Here is a 5,429-nt window from a genome sequence, read left to right on the forward strand (position 1 = left end):
GGCGCAGGCCCGCCGGCGGGCCCGCCCGGGCACCCCGTTCCGCCCGCAGGTCAGCACGCTGCGGAAACGCGTTTTTGTACTGGCCCAGGAATCCGCTAGAGTTCAACACGTCGCCGGGACGCGCAAGCGGAACGGAAACGACAAGCGGACGTGGCTCAGTTGGTAGAGCATCACCTTGCCAAGGTGAGGGTCGCGAGTTCGAATCTCGTCGTCCGCTCGATGTGGGGGATCTTCCCGAGACCCCGTAATCACACTCCTGGTGGAGTGGCCGAGAGGCGAGGCAACGGCCTGCAAAGCCGTCTACACGGGTTCAAATCCCGTCTCCACCTCCAAGGACGATTAGCTCAGCGGGAGAGCGCTTCCCTGACACGGAAGAGGTCACTGGTTCAATCCCAGTATCGTCCACTGGATCTTCGGGTCCCGGATCTTCGGATCCCCCGCGCGATTAGCTCAGCGGGAGAGCGCTTCCCTGACACGGAAGAGGTCACTGGTTCAATCCCAGTATCGCGCACGCAGTATCCCGCACCCTGGGTGCACCCGCGCGATTAGCTCAGCGGGAGAGCGCTTCCCTGACACGGAAGAGGTCACTGGTTCAATCCCAGTATCGCGCACCGTACGAAGAAGCCCCCGGCCGCCTCTCAGCGGCCGGGGGCTTCTTCGCGCGCTCAGGAGGAGAAGAGCATCCGTCCGAAGCCGCGCTGACGGTGGTGACCGCCGTGGTGGCCGCCGTGCTGCGGGGCGCCCCAGGCGGGAGCGGCGGGGGCGGGCTGCGCCGGGTAGGCGGCCGGCGGGGCGGGCGGGGCCTGCTGGACCCACTGGGACTCCAGGCGGGTCAGGGCCTCCAGCTCGCCGTAGTCCAGGAAGATCCCCCGGCAACCGCTGCACTGCTCGATCTGGACACCGTTGCGGTTGTACGTGTGCATGGCCGCATGACACTTGGGACACTGCATGCTCGGCTCAACTCCCTGCCGTTGCCGTTCGAATGATGACCTCACCTTACGTGGACGCAGGTGGGGCGGGGTCGGTTCGGTTCCCGGCGATACGGACGCAGGTGTCGATCATCACCTCCTCCACCTCGTCGAGCGGCCGGCCCTCCGCCGTGGACTTGGCCAGGGCGAGGGCGGCGGTCTGGACGGTGAGGGCACGGGCCGGTACGTCGAGCCGGTCCCAGGGGTCGGCCCCGACGGCGGGTCCGCCCGCCGCCCGGTACGCGCCGAGGAAACGGGACCACACGTCGGCGGGCAGGAGTCCGGCCGCGAACCAGGCGGCGGGGCGGGCCAGGTCCCAGGCGGGATCGCCGAGGCCCGCGTCGTCCACGTCGATGAGGCGCCAGGGCCGGTGCACCGGATCGCGGGCGTCCCGGACGAGCTGGCCGAGGTGGAAGTCGCCGTGGCACAGGAACCGGTCCCGGGGCGCGGGCACGAGCCGGGCCCCGGGGACCGTCCGCCAGGCGCGCAGGACGGTCGCGGCTGCCGGGTGGTCCGGTGCGGTCCCCCGCATCCGGTCGACCGCGAGGGCGGCCTTCACCGGGGCGCGCATCGCGGGGAGGGGCGCGGGAAGGGCGCGCGGCGGAGGAGTGCGGTGCAGCAGGGCCAGGAGCCGGGCCGCTTCCTCCCAGGGGGCGGCTTCGGGGTTCTCCGGGTCCACGGGCGGGCCGTAGGGCCAGACGGTCACGGGCCGGCCGGCCACCTCGGCGGCGGTGCCGTCGTCCCCCGTGCCCCGGCCGCCCGCGGGCCGGAGCGGGAGCGGGAGCGGCGGCAGGAAGATCCCGGCGACGGACGGGTGCGCGGCGAGCGCGAGCCGGGCACGGTGCCCCTCGGGGTCGGTGTCGGGGGCGTGCGCCTTCGCCACGAGCGCCCCGTGCCTGACGACGGTTCCGTCGGCCCGGTCCGCGAGCACCCGGAGCAGCCCCCCGGCGCAGTCGCAGGGGCGGCCGGTCCCGTGCGCGGCGGCACGGGCGAGGACGGCGAGCCGCGCGGGCACGTCGGGCTGGTTCGGGGCTGCGGTCTCCACGCGGGGAGCGTACGCGGTGGGGCACCGGCCGCCGAGGGGCGAGGGGGCGCGGAGCCGCCGGCGGGGCCCCGCCCGGAGACCGCGCGGCGGGCGGGGAGCGCGTACCGCCCGGTCGTCCGGTGGCGTGCCGGCGCCCGCCCGGTGGAGGAGGCCCCTGTCCGCGGCACCGCCTGCGGACAGGGCCGGACATGCGCGAGGGCCGGTCAGCTCCCCAGCTGACCGGCCTCGCGTTGCCGTCCGCCGCACCCCCGTCCCCACGGGGCTGTTGGCCGGATGTCCCCGACCCGGGCCGCTCTCCCGGGTCCGGGGCGCCGCTCAGCGCCCCAGCATCACGCCCACGGACGACGCCTGTGTGACCACCGCTTCCCAGCCGCCGAAGACGACCACCAGCAGGGCCGCGAGAGGGAGGACCATGGCGGTGGCCACCAGGGGGTGACGGTGTCCCGAAGGGCGGGGTGTCGACCGCGGTGCCGTGTAGGCCATGGTTCCTCTCCTGTCGTGTCCGGCGCGGCGGGTGCGGGACCTCGGGGGACGAGTGCTGCACCCGCCGCTTGACCTCAACATTAGGGAGCCGGGAGCGGCGGGACGTCATGCCCGCGTACCGACTTGCGGGCCTCCCGGAGGATGACGCCCGGGCCCCCGGCGTACTCCCCTGGGTGGAGACGGCGGCGGAGATGTGGGGGACTTCCCGGAGCGGGGCGGAGGGGAGGCAGGGAACCGGCCACCGGGTGGCCGAAGAAGCCCTACGGGGTGACGTCGCTCACGTCCCCGGACCCGGCCCGTCCCCGCCGTCCCGCGAGAGCCTCGGGCGGCGGGCCCGGGCGCGCTCCCCCCGCCCGGACGACACGTCAAGTCGACCGATCACGACGGGTGTTGGCGCGGAGCGGACGCGGACCGCCCGGGCGGTGTCCCCCTCAGCACTGACAATCGATCCGGGCGTGAGGGCGCGGCCTATGAGCACGCGGGGGCGCCACTACGTAAGCTGTGCCACGTCGAACGGACGAGGGGACGGACATGGCGATGATGCGGCTCCGGCGCGAGGATCCGCGGATCGTCGGGTCGTTCCGCCTCCACCGCAGGCTGGGGGCCGGAGGGATGGGGGTCGTGTACCTCGGATCCGACCGGCGCGGACAGCGTGTGGCGCTGAAGGTGATCCGACCCGATCTGGCCGAGGACCAGGAGTTCCGGTCGCGGTTCGCCCGTGAGGTGTCCGCGGCCCGGCGGATCCGCGGCGGGTGCACGGCCCGGCTGGTGGCGGCCGATCTGGAGGCCGAGCGCCCGTGGTTCGCGACCCAGTACGTGCCCGGCCCGTCGCTGCACGACCGGGTCGCCGAGGAGGGCCCCCTGCGGGCGGCGGACGTGGCCGCGATCGGAGCCGCGCTCTCGGAGGGCCTCGTCGCCGTCCACGAGGCGGGCGTGGTGCACCGGGATCTGAAGCCCTCGAACATCCTGCTCTCCCCCAAGGGCCCGCGCATCATCGACTTCGGCATCGCGTGGGCCACCGGGGCCAGCACGCTCACCCATGTCGGCACCGCCGTCGGCTCGCCCGGTTTCCTGGCGCCCGAGCAGGTGCGCGGCGCGGCGGTCACCCCGGCCACGGACGTCTTCTCGCTCGGCGCCACCCTCGCGTACGCGGCCATGGCCGACTCCCCCTTCGGGCACGGCAGTTCGGAGGTCATGCTCTACCGGGTGGTGCACGAGGAGCCGCAGCTGCAGGGGGTGCCGGACGCCCTCGCGCCGCTGATCAGGGCCTGCCTGGCGAAGGACCCGGAGGAGCGCCCGAGCACGCTCCAGCTGTCGATGCGGCTGAAGGAGATCGCGGCCCGCGAGGCGCAGGGGCTGCCGGCCTCCCGCCCGCCGGCGCAGCGGGACCGCACCGAGGAGCGCGGCCACGTACGGCCGACCGAGCGGTACACGGAGCGCGACACCCGGGGCCGGTCCCCGGAGCGGGGGCGCGGTACGGGGCCGTCGTCGCGGCCCTCGGGCGGCCCCCGGACCGGTGGTTCCCGCAATCCGCAGTCCCGCCCCGGAGCCCGCTCCACGTCCACGGGCCGGCGTCCCGCCAATCCGCGACTGCTGCGGCAGCGCCTCTTCGTCTTCGTCGTGGTGACGCTGGTCGTGGCCCTGGGGATCGCCGCCGCGCAGGCGCTCCAGGGATAGGCCCGGGCCGGGGAGCTATTCCGGGCGGCCCGAGGTGACGGCGTAGAAGGCGACGGCCGCCGCCGCGCCCACGTTGAGCGAGTCCACGCCGTGGGCCATCGGGATGCGGACCCACTCGTCGGCGGCCCGCAGGGCCTGGGGGGAGAGCCCCTCGCCCTCGGCGCCGAGCATCAGCGCCACCCGGTCCAGCCGGTGCGGGGCGGCCTCGTCGATCGCGGTGGCCCGCTCCGCCGGGGTGAGCGCGAGCAGCCTGAAGCCCGCCTCCCGTACCGTCTCCAGTCCCCGGGGCCAGCTCTCCAGGCGGGCGTACGGGACGGAGAAGACGGCGCCCATGGAGACCTTGACGGAGCGCCGGTAGAGCGGGTCCGCGCAGTCCGGGGAGAGCAGGACGGCGTCCATGCCGAGGGCGGCGGCGCTGCGGAAGATGGCGCCGATGTTGGTGTGGTCGTTGACCGACTCCATGACGGCCACCCGCCGGGCACCGGCGAGCAGTTCGGCGGCGTCCGGGAGCGGCTTGCGCTGCATGGAGGCGAGGGCGCCCCGGTGCACGTGGTAGCCGGTGACCCGCTCGGCGAGGTCCGGCTGGATCGCGTACACCGGCGCGGGGTCCTCGTCGATGACGTCGCGCATGGCGTCGACCCACTTGTCCGAGAGCAGCATCGACCGCATCGCGTAACCCGCCTGCCGGGCCCGGCGGATGACCTTCTCGCCCTCCGCGATGAACAGGCCCTCGGCGGGCTCGCGGCGGCGGCGCAGTTCGACGTCGGTCAGCCCCGTGTAGTCGCGCAGGCGCGGGTCGTCGGGATCGTCGATGGTGATGAGTTCGGCCATGGGGTGATGCTGCCTTGTCCGGGGTGGAGTGCCAAAAGGAGCGGGGGGCGGGCGCCGGTCAGCGGAGCGGCTTGCCGGGGCCTTCCGCGACGACCGGGCCGATCACGATGACGGCGGGCGGGCGCACGTCCTCGGTCCTGACGACCTCCGCCACGGTGGCGAGGGTGGCGTCGACCCGGCGCTGGGCGGCGGTGGTGCCCTCCTGGACCAGGGCGAGCGGGGTGCCCGGGTCCTTGCCGTGGGCGACGAGCGCCTCGGCGATCTTCCCGATCTTGTCGACGCCCATGAGGATCACCAGCGTGCCGGTGAGCTTGGCGAGCGAGGCCCAGTCGACGAGCGAGCGCGGGTCGTCGGGGGCGACGTGGCCGCTGACGACGGTGAACTCGTGGGCGACGCCCCGGTGGGTGACGGGGATGCCGGCCGCG

6 protein-coding genes and 5 tRNA genes are annotated in these 5,429 nt (G+C 74.4%); 6 read left to right on the top strand and 5 right to left on the bottom strand.

What is annotated here, in order from left to right; genetic code table 11:
- Positions 1-144 precede the first annotated feature (144 nt).
- The 5 genes from RIF68_RS25965 (at position 145) to RIF68_RS25985 (ending at position 611) form a co-directional block, all read left to right on the top strand.
- Positions 145-217 (top strand) — tRNA-Gly (locus tag RIF68_RS25965).
- 41 nt (positions 218-258) lie between these two features.
- Positions 259-332 (top strand) — tRNA-Cys (locus RIF68_RS25970).
- Between the two features lies 1 nt (position 333).
- Positions 334-405: transfer RNA gene (locus RIF68_RS25975), tRNA-Val, on the top strand.
- A gap of 34 nt (positions 406-439) precedes the next feature.
- A tRNA-Val gene (locus RIF68_RS25980) sits at positions 440-511 on the top strand.
- Positions 512-539: 28 nt separating this feature from the next.
- Positions 540-611 (top strand) — tRNA-Val (locus RIF68_RS25985).
- A 54-nt stretch (positions 612-665) separates the two neighbouring features.
- Here the strand turns inward: RIF68_RS25985 and RIF68_RS25990 are convergent.
- The 3 genes from RIF68_RS25990 to RIF68_RS26000 form a co-directional block, all read right to left on the bottom strand.
- The gene (locus tag RIF68_RS25990) at positions 666-950 is read right to left on the bottom strand and encodes a zf-TFIIB domain-containing protein (protein WP_309053724.1); all 285 of its coding nucleotides are present in this window, start codon (positions 948-950) and stop codon (positions 666-668) included.
- 46 nt (positions 951-996) lie between these two features.
- Positions 997-2,013: an aminoglycoside phosphotransferase family protein gene (locus RIF68_RS25995; RefSeq protein WP_309053725.1), complete on the bottom strand. Its 1,017-nt coding sequence runs from the start codon at positions 2,011-2,013 to the stop codon at positions 997-999.
- Between the two features lie 315 nt (positions 2,014-2,328).
- Positions 2,329-2,496, bottom strand: coding sequence for a hypothetical protein (locus RIF68_RS26000; RefSeq protein ID WP_309053726.1), 168 nt, complete (start codon positions 2,494-2,496; stop codon positions 2,329-2,331).
- Positions 2,497-3,027: 531 nt separating this feature from the next.
- On the opposite strand from RIF68_RS26000, the gene RIF68_RS26005 reads away from it, so the two are divergent.
- Complete coding sequence (locus RIF68_RS26005; protein ID WP_309053729.1) at positions 3,028-4,173, top strand: serine/threonine-protein kinase; 1,146 nt, start codon at positions 3,028-3,030, stop codon at positions 4,171-4,173.
- 15 nt (positions 4,174-4,188) lie between these two features.
- Here RIF68_RS26005 and RIF68_RS26010 read toward each other — a convergent pair whose 3' ends face one another.
- Positions 4,189-5,004 (bottom strand): RNA methyltransferase, encoded by an 816-nt coding sequence (locus tag RIF68_RS26010; RefSeq protein WP_309053727.1) that lies wholly within the window; start codon positions 5,002-5,004, stop codon positions 4,189-4,191.
- A 58-nt stretch (positions 5,005-5,062) separates the two neighbouring features.
- On the bottom strand, positions 5,063-5,429 hold a 367-nt coding region (locus tag RIF68_RS26015; protein WP_309053728.1), incomplete at its 5' end, for an SAM-dependent methyltransferase.

Source organism: Streptomyces sp., from assembly GCF_031178505.1.
GTDB classification, from domain to species: domain Bacteria; phylum Actinomycetota; class Actinomycetes; order Streptomycetales; family Streptomycetaceae; genus Streptomyces; species Streptomyces gulbargensis.

Coding starts and splice junctions, on each gene's coding strand:
- RIF68_RS26010 (WP_309053727.1), bottom strand. CDS start 5,004: ATGGCCGAACTCATCACCATCGACGATCCCGACGACCCGCGCCTGCGC.
- RIF68_RS26000 (WP_309053726.1), bottom strand. CDS start 2,496: ATGGCCTACACGGCACCGCGGTCGACACCCCGCCCTTCGGGACACCGT.
- RIF68_RS25990 (WP_309053724.1), bottom strand. CDS start 950: ATGCAGTGTCCCAAGTGTCATGCGGCCATGCACACGTACAACCGCAAC.
- RIF68_RS26005 (WP_309053729.1), top strand. CDS start 3,028: ATGGCGATGATGCGGCTCCGGCGCGAGGATCCGCGGATCGTCGGGTCG.